Genomic DNA, 20,414 nt, shown 5'->3' on the forward strand with positions numbered 1-20,414 from the left:
TCTGCTTCAGACTCCTTCCATCCCCTTCCCAGACTCTGGCTCCCATGACTCAAGCCCACGCCCTGCTACAACAACACTTTGGATTTTCTGAATTTCGTCCTGGCCAGGAAGCGGTGATCCACACCCTGCTGGCGGGCCAAAGCGCCGCGGCGATCTTCCCCACCGGCTCAGGCAAGTCCTTGTGTTATCAGCTCCCGGCGCTGGCACTGCCCAACCTGACTCTGGTGATCTCGCCGCTGCTGGCGTTGATGCAGGATCAACTGGCGTTCCTCAAGGACAAAGGGATCCCTGCCGCCACCATCGACTCGACCCAGACCTATGACGAAGCCCAGGCGGTGATGCGTCAGGTGCGTGACGGTCAGATCAAGGTGCTGATGATCTCCGTCGAGCGCCTCAAGAACGAACGCTTCCGCCGCTTCCTGGCACAGGTGCCGCTCTCCCTGCTGGTGGTGGATGAGGCCCACTGTATCTCAGAGTGGGGCCACAACTTCCGCCCCGATTACCTCAAGCTGCCCGCCTACTGCCATCAGTTTCGCATTCCCCAGGTGTTGCTGCTCACCGCCACGGCTACGCCCCAGGTGATCAGCGATATGGCCGCCAAATTCCAGATCCCGGAGCCCAATATCACCACCACAGGCTTCTACCGGCCCAACCTGGATCTGAGCGTCGAAGCCGTCGCCCCCCACCAGCGTTTGGGCCGCCTGGCCGAATACCTGGACAGCCGCCGCGATCAACCCACCATCGTCTACGTCACCCAGCAGCAGACCGCCGAAACCGTGGCCGATAGCCTGGTGCAGGGGGGCCACAGTGCCTGCGCCTATCACGCAGGCATGGATCATGAACGCCGGATGCAGATCCAGCAGGGCTTTATGGCCGGACGGCTCAATACCATCGTCGCCACCATCGCCTTCGGCATGGGGGTGGATAAGGCGGATATCCGCCAGGTGATCCACTACGATCTGCCGAAATCCGTGGAGAACTACTCCCAGGAGATCGGCCGTGCCGGACGGGATGGCCAGCGCAGCGAGTGCCTGGTGATGGCCAACCAGGCCAACCGCAGCGTGCTGGAGAATTTCGTCTTTGGCGACACGCCGGAGCGCAGTGGGATCGAGACGGTACTGGGTGAGATCGCCCAGGCCGGGCCGCAATGGGAGCTGATGGGCAACGCCCTCTCCACCGCCAGCAATATCCGTCCTCTGCCCCTGCGTACCCTGTTGGTGTATTTGGAGATGGCCGGGCTGATCGCCCCTCAGTACAGCTACTTCGCCGAGATCAAGTTCAAGCTGCTGGTGAGTGACAGTGAGCTGTTGGGTCGCTTCCAGGGTGAGCGGCGAGCCTTTGTTGATGCCCTGCTGGCCAATAGCCCCAAGGGGCGCACCTGGTACCAGGCGGACTTTGAGGCACTGCATCAGGCTTACGGCAGTGAGCGCAGCCGGGCCCTGACCGCACTGGAATACCTGGCCGATCAGAAACTGATTGAACTGCAGAGCAAGCAGATGACCGAGGTGTATCAAGTCGCCCAGCCTCTGCCGGACCTGGCCGTACTGACCGACCAACTGCTGGCTCAGTTTGAGCAAAAGGAACACAGCGAAGTCGCCCGTATCGAGCAGATGCTGGCACTACTGCAAACCGATCAGTGTGTCAGCCACGCCCTGGCCCACTACTTCGGCGATGCCAATGCACCCGCGCACTGCGGCCACTGCTCCGCCTGTCGCGGCCAGGCCGCCGTCCTGCCCCAACCCAATACGCCAGCCCTGCCTACGGCCGAGCAGCTGCAACACTGGCTGGCGCCATTACGGGAAAAACTGCAGCGGGAGCTTGGCCATCCCCTGAGCGCCACCCTGGCGGCCCGTTTCCTCGCCGGTCTGCCAAGCCCCTGGCTCACGAAACTCAAGGCACGACAGCTCGACGGCTACGGCGTGCTGGAGCGGGTCCCCTTCACCACCATGAGAAAACAAGTGACTCCCTTCACCTAGCACGGCTGAACCTGTATATCGATTTTGACTTCAGTCCACGGCGAGCAGGATGATCTGTCCATCCTGATTTTCCACCTTGATGTAACGATCTTCGCGCCAGATCTGATAACGGTCGCCGTGACACCGAACTTCCGTTCTGACGTTTCTCGGCACGACCTTTACATCGCCACGGCAAGACAGATCGTATCGATGCAGCATGGACTGAACCACGGCGGGTTCCATTTCGATCAGGCCCAAGGCCAATATCATTGAGATCATGGTTATCCTCCTTAAATGTACGAAGAGGATAGCCTGTCAAAAGTTGTTCAGATATGGGCAAACGCCGTTGAAGTTGGGTCGAATGCCATCTGGCGCAGACTCACTACAAGTGACTGAATATAAAGAATATATAACTACTGCAAAGTACATCAACTTATCTCTGACTGCACCACTCGAACCTAAGCCTACCCCAGTGCAGTGAGCTTCCCGAAGTCGCGGATCAGAGCACCAATTCATGACACTTAAAGTCCCCTGCGGGCTCTTTGATGGCGACGTCGTTCCCATATCACCCCAAGGGCGAGCCAGCCCAAGACACTACCGAAGAGATCTCCAGATTCGGTGTTTTCATCCGTTCCCAAAGGTATTGCCTCTTTACCGGCTTGTTGCTCTTCTTCATGCTCACCACCGCCTCCCTCTTGCGGCGACGGATCCATCCCGCCCTCTGGCGGCCAAACATTGCCCTCCACCTGGACAGTAAAGATCACCTCCGAACTCACGCCCTGAGGGGCGCGGCCTGAAACCGGAATAACGGCTCCTCCGAGCAGGGAGAGGTTCCCTGCAAACGGCATCGACCAACCCCACCAACCCATCCAGTCCACTGATTTTGACGAAGGTCCATCGAACCCTCCGATCCGGCTCACATCCGTCTCGACGCCGAATGTCTGCCGTGTCGCATCATAAACAACGGCGAGCCGTCCTTGGTCACAGAGGTACGGTCGACCAGCACCAAGCTAGTTGCGATGGTTGTTTTTCCACGATTGATGCCTCTTCTGACAGGCTTTGGGGCTTATCAGGCCGGCATCAGCGATACGCTACCAGGGTGCTCGTCACTCTCCCTACCTGAGGGATGGGGCTGTCATCGCACGACACCGAGCAATAAGAAGTCCGCAGCGATATCCTGAACATTGAATGGGTCATCCGTTTTTTCGCCCTGATAACCGGCAGTGAAAGTCCAAACCGGACCGTCCCTATCGATCCCCGCAAACGCAGCCAGCGCGATCAGGGCCTGCTAGAAGAGAGCGGCAAGGGATCAAGTCTGCCACCAGGAGGGACTAACGATGCCCCGTTGAACCGGGGCATCGGTACCGACCCTTCTCAGTCGCGATGAGCGATTAAGATTTAAGGTGCAAGCAGACTGAAGTCATCCACAAAGGCCCTGTGATTCCATAGGTTCCCATTTTTCGAAAAGCGTATCCTCAGGCTCGGAGCCCCATCCGCGGCGGCAGGCAGATCAAAGCGCTTTAGAAGCCAATCGGTATCCTCGGTGGTTTCCAGCAGTTCCCACTGCTCACCATCGACAGACCAGTGCACCGACAAGGCCAGCCCCGGGAAGGGCTCTGTGGACTTGTTGTCCACCCGCCGCGCATATTGAACGGACACATTGCTTCGACCCGTCAGATCAAATACCTGCTCGACCACCGCTTCCTTACGCATCCGCAGTGCACTGTTGCCGGTGAATGTACTCGCTCCATGGATATCTGCGTAGTTTTCCAGATTGGCCACCCAGCCTACGAGCGCCTCCCCTTCGAAATCATCCACAAAGAAAGCCGTCTTGATATCGGGCTCGCCGTCGACGGCGAGCAATAGCGTCGCAGACGAGGAGGCCCCCTGGGGATCCGTTACCTGCACCAGGAATTCATGACTGCCTCCGTGACTTGGCGTGCCTTGCAGTCGACCATCCGGCAGCAGTGTCAACCAGTCCGGCCCCTCCAGCTTGGTAAAGACCAGTCGGTCCGTCATATCGGGATCGTAGGCATCCAATCGCAACGAATCGGTCCACAGCTGGCCCGCCTCAGCGCCAGACTTGTTCAGCGTCGGCGTCATAAACAGCGGCGAGCTGTTTGCAATTGAAGAGGCACTGCCAACCAACGCCAACTCATCCACATAGCTGCGCTGATTCCACAGGGTACTATTGGTGCTAAAACGCAGCCACACAGTGCCTGCCTGTTCGGCTTCCGGAGGCAACGGCAGGGCAACACGCTGCCAGCGAGTGTCCGAAATGGTCTTCAGCGGCACGTAATCCACGCCATTAATCGACCAGGCGACATTCAGTTCGGGCTGCGCCCACTCTGCGTCATTTTTGATCTCATTGCGCGCCATAAACTGCAGCTCTATGCCCTGCTCGCCTTGCAGCGGAAAGGCGCGAGTCATCTCTCCGCCCTTCTGCAGCATGGCCCCGGTATCCCCGGCGAACGCCCCATCGCTGTGCAGTTTGACCCAGTTCTCGTTATTAAGCTGCCACTGGGCCAGCGACTCGCCATCTAAGGGATCGAACATCAGCACCTGCTGACGCTCGCTGGGCCCCACTACGGTCAGGAACACTTCGACCTGTTCCGACTTGCCGCCCTGGATTGTACTGGCTTCATAGACAAAGCTGTCGATACCATAAAACTCCGGATCGGGCCGATAGGTAAAGCTGCCATCGGACTGCAACTGCAGGACGCCCCCACTGACATCCCGGACCAGGCTCGCCGTCAAGCCCAGCTCCTCTGCGGCAAAGTAGTCATTACCCAGCACCCCCAGTCGCTCACTGAGATCGAGCGCCTCTCCCTGCCACAGGTTGTAGTAATCGTTGCGGGTGAGGAAGAAAGCCGGATTCAGGTTGCCCCGCCCCAGGCTATGGCCTCCCAGGTTACTGTCCTTCATCTTGCTGCCTTCGAATTCCTGCTGCCCAATCCAGTATTCCATAAAGGCTTCATTATCCTGGTAGAGCATGGCGGCCAAGGCCGGATCATCGGTCTCCACCATCCATTGCAACAACTGGGCTCGTAGAGCGGACAGCACTCCCTGATGACCCGGATCCGCGATCAGGTTGTCCAGTTCATAAAAGTCCTGCTCCAGATCAAACAGCTCCTCCATGGTCCGGTAGCGGTGCAGATCGACCCGTGCCTGCATCGCCGGATCGGTTTGCGCCATCGACTCCATTGCGGCAAAAGAAGCATTGGTCATCGCCGCCGAGCTCATCTCCCGAGTGCCATTGGCCCAAGGATTGAAGATGTAGTTGTAGCGCTGAGATTTCACCGAGCGCATCGGCCGCCGCTGGGAGCCGGAATTTTCGTAGTAGGCGCTGAACGCCAGGGTCCGATCATCCTCCAGATCCGGCTCGCCCTTGAGCAGTGGCAAAATGGAGGTGCCCGCCACCAGCTCGGGATACTCCACCCCCGCGGCATCCAACACGGTAGGGAAGATATCCAGCATGCTCACCATGCCATCGCTTATGCTGCCCGGCTCAATCACCCCGGGCCAATGGACGATGAGCGGGGTGAGCGTCCCGGCGTTGTAGACATTGGCCTTGGCAAAAGGGAAGCCCCAACCATGGTCGGCGTAAAAGACCACCAGGGTATTGTCGGCCACGCCGGCATCCTCCAGTGCCGTCAGCATCTGGTTGATGTAGTCATCCCCTCGGCGCAGGCTGGCCATATAGTGTTTCACCTCCAGCCGGATATCCGGGTGCTCCGCCATGGAGGGGGGGATCTTCACATCCTCCAATTCATAGACATAGGAGGGGCGGGGCGTGGCACTCTCATTGATGGTCAAATCGCCCTTCAGGCCCCAGAACGCCCGGTGTGGATCATGGGTATTGAGCACGTAGAAAAACGGTTTTTCTAATGTCTTGGCACTCTCGAAGGCCGCCAGTGACCAACTGTACACCTGCTCCATCTCAGGCGACTTGTTCTTCTCACCAATTTCATCCCATAACGGGTAGGGGATATAGGGCGACTGGTGCTCCTCCTTGCCGAGGATCCCGGTATGGTAGCCTGCATCCCGAAGCAGTTCGGCCAGGGTTTGGGCTCGGGAGCGGTACACCTGCTTAAAGCCGTCCACACCATTTTGGTGAGGATAGGCCCCGGTGAGGGTGGCATTACGGGAGGGGACACAGTTGGCCGACACCACGTGGGCATTGGTGAAAACCATGCCATCCTGGGCCAGTTGATCCAGGGTCGGGGTCGTTCGCTCTGCCAAAGGGTTCGGCAACGTTTCGCTGTTGCCGAAGGCGCTAAAGTGCTCCTGATTGGCGTCATCCATACTGACGATAATAATATTGGGCCTGGGCGCTGCGAAGGCAGCGGCACTGCTCAGCACCATGGCAAGGTACAGCGGGGTCTTTCTCATAGGGGTAGATCTCCAGTTGAAGGCTATCTCTACTGCATTCCTCCTACCATCAGAGCCCACTCATTCCACTTCCAGCCCTGCGCCAGATTGAAGCAGTCCGCTGCCATTCTATCGGTAACGAAAGCAACGCCATACAACACAAAGCGCAAAGAAATGTAACCTTTCAGTCACATGCGTATTGACCCGACCATCTGGCACCGGCTTGATTCGCGTTCGAACCACGGAATGGATCACATCCTGGTCGTCAGCTGGTCGACTTAGAGAGGTGATCCGGGTCTTCCCGCTACCCTTCTTATGAGGTTTACCATGAACGCGCTCATCAAATGGCTTCTTCCGCTCCTGCTTTCTACCGTGGCCCTCCCAACTTGGGCCAGCGCGGCGGAGCCGCCGCTCCACTATGTCAGCCGGATCGATCCCCTCACCCAGCAGCAGGATCTGATCGCCCATGTCGGCCCCGAGAGTCCCTGCCTCATTCTGCAACTCGAGGAGCAGATCCACGAAGTGTGCAAATTTGGCCCACTGGAACTCGATCGCCCCACATTTCAGGCCAGCATCATCAGCCTAGAGCTTAAAAAGCGGGGCCTGCAGGTGATCGCCAGCTCCCCCAGCCAGGAGTGGCGTTGCCTGTTTCACGCACCACCTTCGGCCCCAACCTGTGAACCCACGGGACGTTGAACGCCCACTCAGGCCCCACTGGCCGCGGGCGCCAGCAGCGCTCCATAGAGCCCAAACGCCGAATTCAAACCCAAAAAAGCCCGCCCCAAAAGGGGCGGGCCGATTCAGCACGCAAGTCGATTACAGCTGAGCTGCCTGCTCTAGGAAATCAATGGAAGGGGCGAAATACGCCGCACCGGTCACCGCCTGGGTGTACTTGAGCAGGTGATCATAATGCCCCCCCTCACCCACCACCATGGAGCGCAGCTGCTCGGTGAAGTGGGTTGGGGTCTTACAGCAGGCGATGAAGAACAGCCCCTGCTCCTGCATATTGCCGTAAGGCATGCTCTGACGCAGGATCTCCATGCTACGCCCCTGCGTATCCTTCAGATTGGTTCGTTTGATATGAGCAAAGGCTGGCTTCGCATCACTGGCATACTCGACGTTGTCCATCTTGGTACGGCCGATGGTGTCTTCCTGGGTCTTCAGTGACTGCTGCTCCCACAGGGCCATGTTGTGGACATAGCGCTGAGTGTGGAGGTAGCTGCCATTTTTAAACACGGGATCTTCGTCACCCACCAGAGCCACCGCTCGTCGATTCGCTCCTGCCGGATTTTCCGTGCCGTCGACAAAGCCGGTCAGATCCCGATTGTCCAGGTAACGGAAGCCCCGCACCTCCTCCACCAGCTCGGCCAGACCGCGCAGGCGTCGACACACCTCCATGGCCGCGACATGGTTGACGTCCAGGCGATCACTGCGGATCTGGACAAACAGATCCACCGGCTGGCTGGGTGCCTGACGATCTTCCGCTTCGAACTGAGGAAAAGGGGCCAATTGCGCAGGTCGCGCCTCGGGGTAGAGGGTATCCCAGTAGTTGGCACCAATGGCGACAAAGCCGCTGAAGGCGCAGTCGGCGTTGCGATCCGCCGATCCCTGCAACCAGGCCGCCAGCCCGGCTAATGCCTGAGGCAGGGCCGCTTCGCCCCCCTCACAGGCATTAAACATCAAGTACAGTCCGTGCAGATTTCCTTCCGCGCAGATCCCGCCCTGCTCCCTTGGCATAGTATTGTCCTTATTGTGTTTTTCAGACGCCATTGTGCGCATCATCCTCAATTCAATCCAGCCACAAGTGTGCGCAGCCAGGACGCCGGTGACAAGCACTTGCGCGGCAAAATTTGTCGAGCATCAAAGGGTAAGCGGGCCAAGCGAACAAAATTCTTAAAACAACACCAGGGCATGGGGCAGGGCCGCCACCGCCACACGCTGACCCAGGGCCAATTCGGTGTGACCCGAGCGTACCGCCAGATCCACCGGACCCACCTTCACCTGGTAATCACAGTAGGTGCCGGCAAAACGACGTTGAGTCACCACACCACTGCCCGCACTGTCCGGTTCCAACGCCAACTGCTGAGGACGCAGCAGCAGGGTGCCTTCATATTTAGCCGGGTAACTCAGGGCCGAGGCACTCTGGATCGCCCCCAGCTCGGTATGCACTTCGTGGTCACTGGCGACGGTGGCGGGCAGATAGTTGCCGCCGCCGAGGAAGTCCGCGACAAAGCGGCTGGCGGGACGATAGTACAGCTCCTCGGCGCGCCCCGCCTGGGCCACCGCGCCCTCGTGCAGGATCGCCATGCGATCGGCGAAGGCAAACGCCTCCTCCTTGGCATGGGTCACGAAGATGGCACTGATCCCCTGGGAGTGCAGGATCTGGCGGATCTCCAGCATAAGATCGCCTCGCACCTGGCTGTCGATATTGGAAAAGGGCTCATCCAGCAGAAGCAGACGAGGTTTATAGGCCAGGGCCCGGGCAATGGCCACCCGCTGCTGCTGGCCGCCGGAGAGCTGGTGAATGTAGCGATCCTCCAGCCCATCCAGCTTCACCAGGGCGATCATCTCCGCCACCCGCTCACGAGTTTCGGCACGGTCCCAGCCACTGAGACCAAAACCTATGTTGTCCGCCACCGTCAAATGGGGAAACAGGGCGTAATCCTGAAAGATCACGCCGATCCCCCGCTGCTCCGTGGGGACCAACTGCTTGGCGCTGGAGAGACAGTGGCCATCGAGCACGATCTCCCCGTCACTGATGGGCAACAGGCCGGCGATGGTACGCAGCAGGGTGGTCTTGCCGCAACCGCTCGGGCCCAGCAGGGCCAAAATCTCATTTTCAGCCAGGTTCAGCTCGAGTGATTGGAGGATGGGTTTGCCCTGGTATTCACAGGCCAGGCCCCGGATCTGTAATTTCGACATCTTTTTACTTCAGGCTAATGTGCCTGCTCCAGGCTCCGGTTCAAAAAGATCACCGGCACCAATCCAACCGCCACGATCACCAGGGCCGGCAGGGCACCCAGTTCCAGCATCTCGTCGGATACAAACTGATAGACATAGGTGGCCAGGGTCTCAAAGCCGATGGGCTTGAGCAACAGGGCCGCGGGCAGCTCCTTCATCGCCTCGATAAAGACGATCAGGCCCGCCGCCAGCATCCCTCGGCGCACCAGGGGCAGATGGATCCGCTTCAAGATCCCCCAAGGACCTTGTCCCATGGTGGCGGCAGCCATATCCAGAGAAGGACTGATCCGCTTAAAACTGTTCTCCACCGCCCCCAGGGCCACGGCCAGGAAGCGGACCGTGTAACCAAACACCAGGGCCAGCATGGAGCCGGAAAGGATCAGCCCCGGCAGGGGTTGGCCAAACCATTCGAATAGATCATTGATGGCAAAGTCGGCAGCGATGAGTGGGATCAGGACGCCGATGGCCAGGACGGTACCGGGCAGGGCATAGCCGAAACCGGCCACTTGTCCCGGTAGGCGATCCCAGCGTCGCGGGCTGATCCGCGCCAGGTACTGTAACCCCAGGGCGATCAACACGCAGGCCAGGGCCACCAGGGAGGAGACCATCAGGCTGTTGAGGCTGTACTGACCAAATCGGCTCAATGCGGTCGGATCAAAATAGTGCCAGGCGTAATCGAGGAGGATCAGGGCTGGCAGCAGGAAGGAGAAAAACAGCAACAGCCCGCAGTAGAGCGAGGCCCCCCAGGCACGCCAGCCGGATAGCTTGTAGAAGTAGTCCTCACTCTTGCCCTCGGCCTTCTGGAATCGTTCCTGGCGGGAACGGGCGAAGCGTTCGGCAAACATCAGCACGGCGATCACCAGCAGCATCAGGGTCGACAGACGCGCGGCACTGGCCATGCTGCCAAAGCCCAGCCAAGTGTCATACACCGCCGTGGTCAGGGTATTGACGGCAAAATAGTGCACGGTAGCAAAATCCGCCAGGGTCTCCATCGCCACCAGTGACAGCCCCACCGCGATGGCCGGGCGCGCCAGGGGCAGGCTGAGACGAACAAAACTCTGGGCCGGGGTACAGCCCAGGGTACGGCTGGCCTGGATCAGGTTGCTGGCCTGCTCCAGAAAGGCGGTACGGGCCAACATAAAGACATAGGGGAACAGCACCAGGGCCAGCATCAGGGCTGCGCCGCCCAAAGAGCGGACTGCGGGGAAGCTGTAGTCCGCCGGGCTTTCCCACCCCATCAGCGCCCTCAAGGTGCGCTGGACCGGTCCGGCGTAATCGAGCAGATCCGTATAGACATAAGCCACGATGTAAGCGGGCATCGCCAGGGGCAGCAACATGGCCCACTGGAACACCCTCTGCCCGGGGAAGCGGCACATGGCCACCAGCCAGGCCGCCGGCAAGCCAAACAGCAGGGCCCCTAGGGCCACCAGGGTGATCAGGAGGACAGTGTTGATCACATAATCGGCCAGCACCGTCTGTTTGAGGTGTTCGAACACCGCCTGATCCGGATCCAGGGACTGGAAGATCAGGGCAGCCAGAGGCAACAACAGGACGGCTACCGTCAGGTAACCGCCCAGGCTCCAGCGTCGGGATAACGTTTGGATCAAAGATCGAACCTTACTTCATCAAGCAATTTCATCGCCGTCGCGTGGTGGACGGACAGTTGGTACACCGGCAGTTCATCTGCCTTGAACTCGCCCCAGGAAGCCACCATTTCAGACGGAGCCACCTCGGGATGCACCGGATACTCGGCATTGAGCTCGGCATACACCGCCTGAGCCTCAGGCCCGGACAAGAACTCGATCAGGGCCTTGCCGCCATCGACGTTCTTGGCATGCTTGGCCATCACCGCACCGGATACATTGATGTGGGTACCGCGATCGGCCTGGTTGGGGAAGTTGATCACCACCTGCTCGGCAAAAGGCCGCTGCTTGGGATCTTCGAGCATCTTGCCAAAGTAGTAGCTGTTGCCGATGGCGTAATCACAAACGCCTTCCGCCACTGCGGTGATCTGGGCCCTGTCATTGCCCTGTGGCTTGCGGGCCAGGTTGGCCTTCACCCCTTCGAGCCAGCTCTTGGCCTGGGCCTCACCGTGATGGGCAATCATGGACGAGATCAGGGCAACGTTATAGGCGTTCTTCCCGGAGCGCATGCAAATTTTACCCTGGTATTCGGGCTTGGCCAGGTCTTCGTAGCTCAGGGCCACAGGGCCGATCCGCTCCTTGCTGCTGTAGACATTACGCGCCCTCAAGGTCAGGGCAAACCAGTGGTGATCCGGGGCCCGGTACTGGCTCGGAATGTTGGCGTTGAGCAGCTCGCTCTGCACCGGCTGGGTCAAGCCCATCTCCACCAGAGCCGCCAGGCGGGAGATATCTGTGGTCAGTACAACGTCCGCCGGTGACAGGCGGCCTTCACGCTGTAGGCGCTCCTCCAGTCCGGTCTGGGCAAACACCACCCGGGTTTTGATCCCGGTCTGCTCGGTGAACATATCCAGCATAGGTTCTACCAGGAACGGCTGACGGTAGGAGTATACGGTCACGGTTTGGGCCAGGGCAGCACCACTGAGCAGGACCATAACGGCAGCAAGCAAAGAACGATACATAGTCTCTCCGGGTTGCGTAATGAGAATAATTCCTTTTAGCAGTTAAAGGGTACTCACTTCGACCCGGTCTCGCAATGGAGCCAGATCAAAAAAGCCCCCAAAAGGGGGCTTGTTTTGCAAAAACTGGGATCTTCAGCTGCCAGTTTTTACTGTAATGAACTCTGGGTAAGCATCAATACCACAGTCGGAAGCGTCCATCCCTTGGTACTCCTCCTCTTCCGTGACGCGAATGCCCATCACCGCCTTGAGGATGGCCCAGGTAACGAAGCTCGCACCAAAGACCCAACCGAAGATCACTGCGGCACCAGACAACTGGCCAAACAGGGTGGCATCGGCATTGGAGACAGGTACCAGCACCAGACCCAGCAGACCACAGACACCGTGCACCGAGATGGCACCCACAGGGTCATCCAGCTTGATCTTGTCCAAGGCGACGATGGAGAACACCACCAGGCTACCGGCGACCGCACCGATTGCAGCGGCCAAACTCAGTGACGGTGACAGCGGATCTGCCGTGATGGCCACCAGGCCAGCCAGGGCGCCGTTCAAGATCATGGTCAGGTCGGCCTTGCCCCAGGTCAGCTTACAGACCACCAGGGCGGCGATGGCACCGAAGGCGGCTGCAGAGTTGGTGTTGACAAAGATCTTAGCAACAGCCGTGGCGTTTTCCGCGTCGGAGACCAACAGCTGAGAGCCACCGTTGAAGCCAAACCAACCCAGCCAGAGGATAAAGGTACCCAGGGTCGCCAGTGGCATGTTGGAGCCCGGGATTGGGTTCACACTGCCATCTTTGTTGTATTTGCCCTTACGAGCACCGAGAAGAAGCACCCCGGCGATCGCCGCAGCCGCACCAGCCATATGCACAATGCCGGAACCAGCAAAGTCCACAAATCCAAGTTTCTCCGAGACAAAGCCACCCCCCCAGGTCCAATATCCCTCAACCGGATAGATAAAGCCGGTGAGCACCACGGCGAATGCCAGGAATGCCCAAAGTTTCATGCGTTCCGCCACGGCACCGGAGACGATGGACATCGCCGTTGCCACAAACACCACCTGGAAGAAGAAATCCGACTCCAGCGCGTGATCCGCCCCATCCGCCTGGGTGCCAATCAGGCCACCAAAGCTCGGCAGCCAGCTGCCTTCAGGGTTATCCACGTACATGATGTGATAGCCCACCAGCAGGTACATGGCACAGGCAATCGCGTACAAACACATGTTCTTAGTCAGGATCTCCGTGGTGTTTTTGGAGCGGACCAGGCCCGCTTCCAGCATGGCGAAACCCGCCGCCATCCACATCACCAGCGCACCGGAGATCAGAAAATAAAAAGTATCGAGCGCAAAGCGCAGTTCGGTGACCGTGGCACCCAGTTTGGTGATCTCTTCCATGGTATCCCCCTTAAATCGCTTCTGCGTCCATCTCGCCGGTACGGATCCGCACCACACGATCCAGATCCGTCACAAAGATCTTTCCGTCACCAATCTTGCCGGTCCCGGCCGCCTGAACGATCACCTCGATCAATCGCTCCACGTTTTCCGTCGCGGTGGCGATCTCCAGCTTCACCTTGGGCAGAAAATCCACTTGGTACTCGGCACCACGGTAGAGCTCGGTATGGCCTTTTTGTCGGCCGAACCCTTTCACCTCGGTGACGGTGAGTCCATCCACACCCAGCTCGGCCACGGCCTCCCTGACATCATCCAACTTAAACGGCTTAATAATTGCGCTGACCAGTTTCATCCCATTCTCCCTCACATCGATGCACGGGTTCGTGCCAACAGATTTCCTCGTGCCATAGCTATATCAACACTCGTGCCACCTTTTTAAACACAATAAAAACAACAACTTACCCATGTGACACCTTTCATCGAGAAAGGGAGTGCACCGATTTGACTCAACAAAACCCTCATAAGCACCAAAATGGTGCAACCTCTCGGCAACATGACACCAACTTTCCCCATGGCCAGGCGATAAGGCAGAGAAACGCCAACTTGCCACCTCCCATCGCTCCATCGACACAGCCATAGCGACACCTCCCCCTTGCCTTCTCGCAGCCGGCTCCTGTCGTATGCAGACGGCCCTGAGTTGTACTCCCCAAAAGGCCATTCCTCACTGGCTGGTGCGGCTAAACGTTTTTGAAAAAAAAGCTAAAACTCCATGCCCCACTCGGTATCTTCGTCGACTTCGAGGAGGATGCCTGCACGTAATCACCAGGCTGCGCGAAGACAGGAGAGGGGCAAAAGACGGAAATTCGTATCCCGTATCGCCCCCAATTCAGGTTTGCCGAGGAAAACGAAGAGTCTGAGCGGGACACCCAACCGGGACGAGGCCCCTTGGGTTGCTGTCGCCCACGCGACAAGTAGGGTCATGGCTAAGTCTATAAACCGCTGCAGGCTCGTTCAGGGCGCCGTTATTCGGGACACAGCCAAAAAAAACGGCGCCCGAAGGCGCCGTGATTTAATGGTCAAACAGGGTTACTGCTTATCACCGCCATACTTCTTGTTGTAGGCCTTATCCCACTCGGGCACCAGGTTCTTCTGGAAGGTCGCCTTGTCCGCTTCCATCTTCTCCATATCCATCCCCAGGGCAGCCTGAGCGGCGGCCTTGGTGGAGATATCCGGAATGGCAACCACCTCGGTCACCCCGTTCGTTGCCAGTACACGGGCCAGGCTGGCACGGGCATCGGCACTGCGCTCCAGTGAGGAGGCCAATAAACGCAGGGCTTCCGATGGGTTGTGGGCATGGATCCCGTGGGAGGCGATGGCCATATCCCAGCGCCATTGGGCGTGGCGAATGGCGGTCAGGGCCTCGGCCATCTGAGCTTCGCTGGCACCGGCATCCCAGGCCGCCTTGGCTTCGAAGTGGGCATGTACCAGTTGCTTCTCGGCCTTAAGCTTGGCTTCGGTGACCATCTTCTTGTAGTTGGCAACCACGGACTCCAGTTCGGCCTTATCCTGCTCGTGACAACGACCACAGGTAAATTCGAACTGATCGAAAGGATTACCCACGTTGTGATCCGTGTACTTACGCCCCTCCTCGTTCGTTACCCGAGGCATATGGCAATCGGTACAGGACACATCGTTTCGTCCGTGAGGACCGGTCAGGCTGGTTTCGAAGCCGGGGTGCTGAGCCTTGAGCATCTTGGCTTTGGACACGGCATGGGTCCAGTCGGCAAAGTCGATGTTGTCGTAGTAGGCCTCCATGTCCTCAGCCGCCAGGCCGTTATCCCAAGGGAATTTCACGAAAACATCGCCCTTGGTGAAGTAGTACTCCACGTGACATTGGCCACACACCATGGACTGTTTCTGCGACTTGCTGGCGTCATCCCATTTCCAGCCAATGGTATCCATGGCCCGCTGGGCAAAGGGCACGGAGAGGCGCAGGCGGGTATTGTTGTCGTGACAGTTGCCACAGCCGATCTCATTGGTGATCTCTGGGCCGCCCTTGGCCCACTTACCGGTGAAATACTCTTTCTCGCCGTTGGTTTCGATGTAACGGGGAACATCCGGTGACTTACAGGACCAGCAGGCCATGGGCATGGGGCCATCGTCCGGCCCGGTAGGACCGCCGGTTCTCAAGGTGTTACGCAGATCGGTAACCGTATAGTGGTGACCACGGGCCTTATTGTAATCCTTGGCAAAACCGTAACCGGCCCAGAGCACTACCAGGTTCGGATCCTCTTCCAGCGCATCCACCACCTCGCTGCTCTCACTGGTGGCATGCCAGCTTTCATATTGACGCTTAAACTTCTTAAACTTGCTGCTGTCGGCTTCGGTGATCTTGCCCGCCGCCGAAACGCCTGTGCAGAGCAGCGCCAAGGCTAACGCCGTTGCCAACCGTCCTTTGAACTTCATCATCCTGTGTCTCCCATTTCCGGCAATACCGGTGAATTATTATCAGACGAAGCTAGTTTAAAGCGGAGCAAGTTACCAGTTCAAAACCTTCCGGCAACAATTAAGCAAAGATTGATTGCGATCAATTTGATGCTTCTAATATACCACTTTGGTGGTATGACAAATTCACCGTCCCTGGATAAACAGCAGCCAGCGGCTCAAAAGATGCGCGAAATCCTCAATGCCACAAACGGCCATGGCTTCGGCATCATAGAGCGACAGCTCGCTCTCTTCTGGCTCCTCGCCGCCATGATGCAGGCTATGATCCTGCACCAGCACCTCATCCTCCTCGGCCAACAGGGTCTGCTCACTGCCCTGCAGACAATAACGCGCCTGCTCTCCGGAGAGCACACGGGCTAGCCCCGCCTGTACTAAAGCGATGGTGGCCGGTTGTTGCAACTCATCCTGAAGGAAACGTCCCAAGGCTTCGTGGCCCATGGAGAGCAGGGCTACGGGCACCCCACCCAGATCGCGGCGAAATTCAAACTCCATCGTTCTCTTGCTCTGTTAATTTTTGAAAAACGTTCATTAGTGTAACGCTAAAGCTGGGGCCCAGCTCAGATCTGTGCCACCAAGCTGTGACCGGATCGCCTTTCTGAAACCTAGTCCAGTTCCAGCCCTCTTTGGTAGACTGAGGGTTTAGGGAAACTTCCCACCAAACCCACTAAGGAGTCGCATGAGCGATCACGGCGAACGCCTGCTGGAACTGGAGACCAAAGTGGCCTACCAGGACAGCACCATTGAAGAACTTAACGATACGGTGACCCGGCTCAATGCCCTGGTGACCAAGCAGGCTGAGCAGCTGCGCTTATTGGCCGAGCGGGTCAAAAGCCTGCCCCAGGCCGGCGTGGCCGACAACAGCGACGAAGCACCGCCCCCGCATTATTAACCCAACACCAGGATGACAAGGAGTGCCCTATGAGCGTCGCCATTGCCCAGTTGGGTGAAGCCGTGCTGGCCAGTATCGCCCAGCCAGTCACCGAATTTGATGCCCGACTGACCACACTCACCCAGGAGATGCTGACCACCATGGCACAGGCCAATGGCGTCGGGATCGCTGCGCCGCAGCTCTTCGTCCCCCTTAGGGTGCTGATCATCGCCTCTCGCACCAATGCCCGCTACCCAGATGCGCCCCAGATGGCCCCGTTGATCCTGGTCAACCCTGAACTGCTGAGTGAAGGCGGCCCCGAGTGTGACGCCTGGGAGGGCTGCCTGTCGGTCCCGGGGATCCGTGGCCGGGTGCGCCGCCGCAGCGAAGTAACGGTGCGCTTTCAGGATCTGAAGGGGGAGTGGCAGGAGCGGGCCTTCTCCGGCTTTGTTGCCCGGATCTTCCTGCACGAACTGGATCACCTGGAGGGGCGCACCTTCCTCGACCGCGTCCGCAGCCCGGCCGATCTGATGGCCAACACCGTCTGGGAGCGCCAATGCCAGGCCGGCTAACCCGGTTCCCATCCCAGGGGCAAAGGCGTTTGCGTATGCCCAGCCCCAGCCGATGCCTCCGTGTCCTGTTCGGCGCCGTTTTGCTGAGCCTGCTGACCGGCTGTGCTGGCAGCAACCTGTTTGTCTCCTACCCCAGCCGCATCGCCGAGGTCGTGACGGCACTCAAACAGGGCAAGGAGCAGGCGGCACTCAAACAGCTGAGCCGCCACATCGACGGTGCCGACGGCCTGCTCTACGCCCAGGAAGCGGGAAGAGTGGCCGCCCTGATCGGCGATACGGACGCCAGCCTGCGCTATTACCAACAGGCCATGGCCGAGTACGAACGCTACGACTGGAAAGCCGTCGTTTCCCTGACCGATATCGGTGCCCAGCTGGGCGGCGCCACCGTGTCGGACAACCTGATCCCCTATCGTGGCCAGGGATTCGAGCGGGTCATGCTGCACCAGCAGCAGTCCCTCAACTACCTGTGGCAAGGCAATATGGAGGGCGCCTTGATCGAGGTGCGCCGTGCCGATCAGGCCCAGCAAAAGGCTCAGGCCGCCTACCGGGCCAGCCTCAAGTCGCAACGGGCGATCAGCAACGCCACCATCGATGCCGAATTGACGGAACTGGATCGCCAGGCGGGCAACGCACCGGATTCCTTCATCAACCCCTATGTGCTCTATTCCAACGCCGTCCTCTATGAAGCGGCTGGCCAGCCCAACGATGCGCTGATCGACGTACGCAAGGCGCTGCAGCTGAGGCCGGAAAACCGTCTCTTGCAACGGGAAACCGTCCGTCTAGCCTGCCAACTGCGGATCGACTGTGACGGTGCCCGGCGCCAGTTTGGGCCTGCGGATCCGGTCGATGCCAGCCAGGGCCGCCTGGTGGTGCTGTATGAAACCGGCACCCTGCCGCCTCGCCAGGAGATCCGGGTTCCCTTCAGCTGGGATGGCTATATTCAGCAGATCGCCCTGCCCACCTATCGAGACAATCGTCCCGTACCCGCCCCCCTGACTCTGGAGGTGGGCGGCCAAGAGCTGATCACCGAGCCGCTGGCCGACTTGGATCAGATGGCTGCCCGCTCGCTGCGGGAGCAGTATCCCTTTATCCTGATCCGCCAGGGGATTAGACTGACAACCAAGCACAATGCCAATGACTGGGCACAGCGCAAAGGGGGAGACTGGGGCGCCATCTCCATGCAACTGTTCAACCTGGTGACGGAGCAGGCCGACCGACGCAGCTGGCTCAGCCTCCCCCGCCAGGCTCAGGCCTGGAGCGGTTACATGACACCGGGCGAGTACCAATTCGACCTGGATGGCCAGGCAACGGCCTTCACACTCAGCGCAGGACAGACCACACTGATCTGGATCGCCCGCCAGGGCGGCGTGCAGCAAATTCGAACCATACTGATTTAACCGATCTGACGAGGGATCACCGATGAAATCATTGAAATACCTGTTACCACTGTCGTTGGCACTGATCCTGGCTGGCTGTCAGTCCAAGATCGAGTACCGGGATGCCACCGAGGTAGAAACGGTTGACGTCAGCTTTGGCTCCAGCGATCTGCAGGCCGTCGCCAGCAAGATGGTGGACTCCATGCTGACCACTCCCTCGGTCATGACCCTGACCGCGGATGACCGCCCCATTGTCTTTGTGGACCGGATCACCAATAAGACCTCCGAACACATCGACACCGAGTCCATCACGGATACCATACGTACCCGCCTACTGCGCAGCGGCAAGTTCCGCTTTATCGACATGACCCGAGTGGATGCCGTCCGCAAACAGCTGGATTATCAAAACAGCGCTGGCCTGGTGGATCCCAGCAAGGCGATCCAGTTCGGTCGCCAGGTCGGTGCCCAGTACATGCTGTACGGCAACCTCTCCTCCATCGTGAAGCAAAACGGTTCCACCAAGGATGTCTACTACAAGATGACCATGAACCTGATGGATCTGGAGAGCGGCCTGCTTGAGTGGTCCGACGAGAAGGAGTTGCGCAAGCAGCAGTCCAAATCCTTCCTGGGCCGCTGAGTCCAACCGTCGGAACGAAACAGGCCACGCATCATGCGTGGCCTGTTTGCTTTGGGGGCTAGGTGCTGGGCGCTGGTGCCAGGTGCTAGGTGCTAGGTGCTAGGTGCTAGGTGCTAGGTGCTAGGTGCTAGGTAGAGCATCAAGACATCGGCTTTTCCTCGAGCCCAGGCTCTTGCCTGGAACCCAGGCTCTTCCCTGGAACCTGGGCTCTTCCCCAAAACCTGGGCTCTTCCCTAGGATCTAAGCGTCCTGCTGAGCGCCATGATCTGTGGCCCGCGCTGCGGCTTCCGACAGCTTGAGCAGCACCCGACTGGCGGCGGCAAACCCAAAGGCACCGGTCACATGAGTCACCGCACCAAAGCCACTGGAGCAATCCATCGCCTTGGGGCCCTCGGCGCCGGACTTCGCCAGACAAACCGTGCCATCGGCACCCGGATAGCGCAACTGCTCGTCGGAGAAGACACACTCCACCTGGAAGCGACGCTTGGGGTTTTTCGAAAAGTGGTACTCCCGGCGCAACAGGTTACGCACCTTGGCCGCCAGGGGATCCTGGTAGGTTTTGGCCAGATCGGCCACCTGTACCCGGGTCGCGTCCAGCTGGCCACCCGCGCCGCCCACGGTGACGATGCGGATCTTGCGCCGCTTACAGTGGGCGATCAGCGCGGCCTTCGGCTTGACCGCATCGATGCAGTCCACCAGGTAATCCAGGCCTGCCGGCAACACCTCATCGAGATTATCCAGATCGACGAACTCCTCCACTTCGTTGACCCGACAGTCCGGATTGATGGCCCGGATCCGCTCGGCCATCACCGCCACCTTGGACTGGCCCACGGTATTGCTCAGGGCGTGGATCTGCCGATTGGTGTTGGTGGTACAGATATCATCCAGATCGATCAGGGTGATCTGGCCGATCCCGGAGCGAGCCAGAGACTCCGCCGCCCAGGTGCCAACCCCGCCGATCCCCACCACACAGACATGTGCCCGCGAAAACGCCGTCAGGGCCGTCATGCCATAGAGACGGCCGATGCCGCCAAATCGCTGCAGATACTGTTCGTTCATTACCACCTCAGGCCGAGAAAACCGACGGAGTATACCAGCCCCACCTTCCTATGGGCCATGGGTGGTCGCCACCACATCAAGGAAGCGAGCAAAAATTGGGGCAGGCGCTCCTGGAGCACACCGCC

The 20,414-nt window shown here is 59.1% G+C and carries 17 protein-coding genes; 6 read left to right on the forward strand and 11 right to left on the reverse strand.

Translation table 11 applies throughout. From position 1 onward, the window contains the following. Positions 1-44: 44 nt before the first annotated feature. Complete coding sequence (locus tag AC2D8U_RS15110; protein WP_484619908.1) at positions 45-1,976, forward strand: RecQ family ATP-dependent DNA helicase; 1,932 nt, start codon at positions 45-47, stop codon at positions 1,974-1,976. 30 nt (positions 1,977-2,006) lie between these two features. Here the strand turns inward: AC2D8U_RS15110 and AC2D8U_RS15115 are convergent, their stop codons facing one another. Both AC2D8U_RS15115 and AC2D8U_RS15120 read right to left on the reverse strand, forming a co-directional pair. After that, positions 2,007-2,234, reverse strand: a complete 228-nt coding sequence (locus tag AC2D8U_RS15115; RefSeq protein ID WP_484619909.1) for a hypothetical protein — start codon at positions 2,232-2,234, stop codon at positions 2,007-2,009. A gap of 1,119 nt (positions 2,235-3,353) precedes the next feature. Next, positions 3,354-6,347 carry a sulfatase-like hydrolase/transferase gene (locus tag AC2D8U_RS15120; protein WP_484619910.1) on the reverse strand — a complete coding sequence of 998 codons (2,994 nt, stop codon included), beginning with the start codon at positions 6,345-6,347 and terminating at the stop codon, positions 3,354-3,356. Positions 6,348-6,653: 306 nt separating this feature from the next. On the opposite strand from AC2D8U_RS15120, the gene AC2D8U_RS15125 reads away from it, so the two are divergent. After that, complete coding sequence (locus AC2D8U_RS15125; RefSeq protein WP_484619911.1) at positions 6,654-7,022, forward strand: hypothetical protein; 369 nt, start codon at positions 6,654-6,656, stop codon at positions 7,020-7,022. 120 nt (positions 7,023-7,142) lie between these two features. Here the strand turns inward: AC2D8U_RS15125 and AC2D8U_RS15130 are convergent, their stop codons facing one another. The 8 genes from AC2D8U_RS15130 to AC2D8U_RS15165 all read right to left on the reverse strand — a co-directional run bounded on the left by AC2D8U_RS15130 (position 7,143) and on the right by AC2D8U_RS15165 (position 16,269). Then, positions 7,143-8,063 carry a Dyp-type peroxidase gene (locus tag AC2D8U_RS15130; RefSeq protein ID WP_484619912.1) on the reverse strand — a complete coding sequence of 307 codons (921 nt, stop codon included), beginning with the start codon at positions 8,061-8,063 and terminating at the stop codon, positions 7,143-7,145. Between the two features lie 156 nt (positions 8,064-8,219). Next, the gene (locus tag AC2D8U_RS15135) at positions 8,220-9,248 is read right to left on the reverse strand and encodes an ABC transporter ATP-binding protein (RefSeq protein ID WP_484619913.1); all 1,029 of its coding nucleotides are present in this window, start codon (positions 9,246-9,248) and stop codon (positions 8,220-8,222) included. 14 nt (positions 9,249-9,262) lie between these two features. Beyond that, positions 9,263-10,894: an ABC transporter permease gene (locus tag AC2D8U_RS15140; protein ID WP_484619914.1), complete on the reverse strand. Its 1,632-nt coding sequence runs from the start codon at positions 10,892-10,894 to the stop codon at positions 9,263-9,265. After that, positions 10,891-11,889 (reverse strand): Fe(3+) ABC transporter substrate-binding protein, encoded by a 999-nt coding sequence (locus tag AC2D8U_RS15145; protein ID WP_484619915.1) that lies wholly within the window; start codon positions 11,887-11,889, stop codon positions 10,891-10,893. Before AC2D8U_RS15145 ends, AC2D8U_RS15140 begins: the two co-directional genes overlap by 4 nt. A 132-nt stretch (positions 11,890-12,021) precedes the next feature. Continuing rightward, complete coding sequence (locus AC2D8U_RS15150) at positions 12,022-13,275, reverse strand: ammonium transporter (RefSeq protein WP_484619916.1); 1,254 nt, start codon at positions 13,273-13,275, stop codon at positions 12,022-12,024. A gap of 10 nt (positions 13,276-13,285) precedes the next feature. Then, positions 13,286-13,624, reverse strand: coding sequence for a P-II family nitrogen regulator (locus AC2D8U_RS15155; protein WP_484619917.1), 339 nt, complete (start codon positions 13,622-13,624; stop codon positions 13,286-13,288). Positions 13,625-14,358: 734 nt separating this feature from the next. Further along, entirely contained in the window at positions 14,359-15,738 is a 1,380-nt protein-coding gene (gene nrfA, locus AC2D8U_RS15160) for an ammonia-forming cytochrome c nitrite reductase (RefSeq protein ID WP_484620044.1), read from the reverse strand. A gap of 165 nt (positions 15,739-15,903) precedes the next feature. After that, complete coding sequence (locus AC2D8U_RS15165; protein ID WP_484619918.1) at positions 15,904-16,269, reverse strand: YacL family protein; 366 nt, start codon at positions 16,267-16,269, stop codon at positions 15,904-15,906. A 184-nt stretch (positions 16,270-16,453) separates the two neighbouring features. On the opposite strand from AC2D8U_RS15165, the gene AC2D8U_RS15170 reads away from it, so the two are divergent. From AC2D8U_RS15170 to lpoB, 4 genes are read left to right on the forward strand one after another with little or no spacing between them, the layout of a single operon-like run. Beyond that, positions 16,454-16,666 (forward strand): SlyX family protein, encoded by a 213-nt coding sequence (locus AC2D8U_RS15170; RefSeq protein ID WP_484619919.1) that lies wholly within the window; start codon positions 16,454-16,456, stop codon positions 16,664-16,666. A gap of 29 nt (positions 16,667-16,695) precedes the next feature. Then, positions 16,696-17,217 carry a peptide deformylase gene (gene def, locus AC2D8U_RS15175; RefSeq protein WP_484619920.1) on the forward strand — a complete coding sequence of 174 codons (522 nt, stop codon included), beginning with the start codon at positions 16,696-16,698 and terminating at the stop codon, positions 17,215-17,217. A gap of 35 nt (positions 17,218-17,252) precedes the next feature. Next, entirely contained in the window at positions 17,253-18,614 is a 1,362-nt protein-coding gene (locus AC2D8U_RS15180) for a COG3014 family protein (protein ID WP_484619921.1), read from the forward strand. Between the two features lie 22 nt (positions 18,615-18,636). Further along, a complete protein-coding gene (gene lpoB / locus AC2D8U_RS15185; RefSeq protein WP_484619922.1) occupies positions 18,637-19,230 on the forward strand; it encodes a penicillin-binding protein activator LpoB in 594 nt (197 codons plus the stop codon). A gap of 240 nt (positions 19,231-19,470) precedes the next feature. Here lpoB and tcdA read toward each other — a convergent pair whose 3' ends face one another. After that, positions 19,471-20,289: a tRNA cyclic N6-threonylcarbamoyladenosine(37) synthase TcdA gene (gene tcdA / locus AC2D8U_RS15190; RefSeq protein ID WP_484619923.1), complete on the reverse strand. Its 819-nt coding sequence runs from the start codon at positions 20,287-20,289 to the stop codon at positions 19,471-19,473. Positions 20,290-20,414: the final 125 nt, after the last annotated feature.

The sequence above is a fragment of the Ferrimonas sp. YIN67 genome (genome assembly GCF_057219095.1).

Excerpts from the sequence above, each read along its gene's own strand:
- AC2D8U_RS15110 (WP_484619908.1), top strand. The coding sequence starts at position 45 with ATGACTCAAGCCCACGCCCTGCTACAACAACACTTTGGATTTTCTGAA.
- AC2D8U_RS15115 (WP_484619909.1), bottom strand. The coding sequence starts at position 2,234 with ATGATCTCAATGATATTGGCCTTGGGCCTGATCGAAATGGAACCCGCC.
- AC2D8U_RS15120 (WP_484619910.1), bottom strand. The coding sequence starts at position 6,347 with ATGAGAAAGACCCCGCTGTACCTTGCCATGGTGCTGAGCAGTGCCGCT.
- AC2D8U_RS15125 (WP_484619911.1), top strand. The coding sequence starts at position 6,654 with ATGAACGCGCTCATCAAATGGCTTCTTCCGCTCCTGCTTTCTACCGTG.
- AC2D8U_RS15130 (WP_484619912.1), bottom strand. The coding sequence starts at position 8,063 with ATGCCAAGGGAGCAGGGCGGGATCTGCGCGGAAGGAAATCTGCACGGA.
- AC2D8U_RS15135 (WP_484619913.1), bottom strand. The coding sequence starts at position 9,248 with ATGTCGAAATTACAGATCCGGGGCCTGGCCTGTGAATACCAGGGCAAA.
- AC2D8U_RS15145 (WP_484619915.1), bottom strand. The coding sequence starts at position 11,889 with ATGTATCGTTCTTTGCTTGCTGCCGTTATGGTCCTGCTCAGTGGTGCT.
- AC2D8U_RS15150 (WP_484619916.1), bottom strand. The coding sequence starts at position 13,275 with ATGGAAGAGATCACCAAACTGGGTGCCACGGTCACCGAACTGCGCTTT.
- AC2D8U_RS15155 (WP_484619917.1), bottom strand. The coding sequence starts at position 13,624 with ATGAAACTGGTCAGCGCAATTATTAAGCCGTTTAAGTTGGATGATGTC.
- nrfA (WP_484620044.1), bottom strand. The coding sequence starts at position 15,738 with ATGAAGTTCAAAGGACGGTTGGCAACGGCGTTAGCCTTGGCGCTGCTC.
- AC2D8U_RS15165 (WP_484619918.1), bottom strand. The coding sequence starts at position 16,269 with ATGGAGTTTGAATTTCGCCGCGATCTGGGTGGGGTGCCCGTAGCCCTG.
- AC2D8U_RS15170 (WP_484619919.1), top strand. The coding sequence starts at position 16,454 with ATGAGCGATCACGGCGAACGCCTGCTGGAACTGGAGACCAAAGTGGCC.
- def (WP_484619920.1), top strand. The coding sequence starts at position 16,696 with ATGAGCGTCGCCATTGCCCAGTTGGGTGAAGCCGTGCTGGCCAGTATC.
- AC2D8U_RS15180 (WP_484619921.1), top strand. The coding sequence starts at position 17,253 with ATGCCCAGCCCCAGCCGATGCCTCCGTGTCCTGTTCGGCGCCGTTTTG.
- lpoB (WP_484619922.1), top strand. The coding sequence starts at position 18,637 with ATGAAATCATTGAAATACCTGTTACCACTGTCGTTGGCACTGATCCTG.
- tcdA (WP_484619923.1), bottom strand. The coding sequence starts at position 20,289 with ATGAACGAACAGTATCTGCAGCGATTTGGCGGCATCGGCCGTCTCTAT.